This window comes from Streptomyces sp. NPDC055078, from assembly GCF_053607985.1.
This window is the reverse complement of record NZ_JBSGUP010001143.1, coordinates 1-1,195: the sequence shown is the minus strand read 5'-3', so window position 1 is coordinate 1,195 and position 1,195 is coordinate 1. Positions and strand designations below refer to the sequence as shown.

Annotated in this window: 1 protein-coding gene and 1 pseudogene; both read right to left on the bottom strand. The window is 69.9% G+C overall.

The features are described 5' to 3' along the window. On the bottom strand, nt 1-609 hold a 609-nt coding region (locus ACWF94_RS40815), incomplete at its 3' end, for an ATP-binding cassette domain-containing protein (protein WP_453500406.1). A gap of 381 nt (nt 610-990) precedes the next feature. Further along, nucleotides 991-1,195 (bottom strand): annotated as a pseudogene (locus ACWF94_RS40810) (sugar kinase); the annotation flags it as partial.

The following is a 1,195-nucleotide window of genomic DNA, read 5'->3' as shown; positions in this document are numbered from 1 at the left end:
GTGGGAGATGTAGACGACGGCGACACCGTCGGCGGTGAGGTTCCCGACGATACGGAAGAGGTTGTCGACCTCGTCGGGGTCGAGCGCGGCGGAGGGCTCGTCCATCACGATGAGGCGGACGTCGTGGGAGAGCGCGCGCGCCATGGACACGATCTGCTGCTGGGCGGCGGACAGCTCGCCGACGCGCCGGCCCGGGTCGACCTCGGGGTGGCCGAGCCGCTTGAGGAGTGCGGCGGTCGCGGCCTTCTCGTCGCCGCCGCGGACGACGAACCCGGCGGTGGTGGGTTCATGGCCGAGATAGACGTTCTCGGCGACGGACAGCCCCTCGACCAGGTCGAGTTCCTGGTAGATGGTGGCGATGCCGAGCCGCATGGCCGCGATGGGCGAGCGGAGGGAGACCTCCTCGCCGCGCCAGGTGATGCTGCCGCCGTCGGGCTGGTGGGCTCCGGCGAGGACCTTGATCAGGGTGGATTTGCCGGCGCCGTTCTGGCCGAGGAGGCAGTGCACTTCACCGGCCAGGACCTCAAGGTCCACGCCGTCGAGCGCACGGACGCCGGGGAACGACTTGGTGATGCCGGACATGGTGAGCAAGGGTGGTTCGGGTGCCATGACAAATCCCCTCGGCAGGTGCGGCCGGTGAGCGCAGTCGCGATGCGGACGAATGGCGGTGCGGGCGTAGCCGTGCCGCGTGGCTGTGCGGGCGTGGCGGTGCTTGTGCGGCGTAGCCGTGCTGCGTGGCTGTGCGGGCGTGGCTGTGCGGCGTCAGATACGTGTGGGGGGCACTTGTGAGGTCGGGGTCGCGCCGCTCCGGATGAGCGGTGACACGTGTTAGTTACTCTGGGTAGTCGGGAGTGACTGTGGCTCGCCTGGGTTGCCGGGGCCGGAGGCGGGTCCCGGTGGTTGGTGTGGTGTGGCGGCGGTGGGATGGCGGTGTGCGGATTCGTACGGAGCAGCGGTACGGGCCAGTGGTGCGGAGGGCGGCCCGGAGGGTCAGGCAGGTGAGAACAGATGGTCGCTGATGAGCCGTGCGGCGCCGATCACTCCGGCCAGCGCGCCCAGCTCTCCCAGCACAATGGGCAGATTCCCGGTGGCCAGGGGCAGGGACTGGCGGTAGACCTGGGTTCTGACGCTCGCCAGCAGGGTGTGTCCGAGGCCGGTCACCCCGCCGCCTATCACCACAAGACCGGGGTTGAAG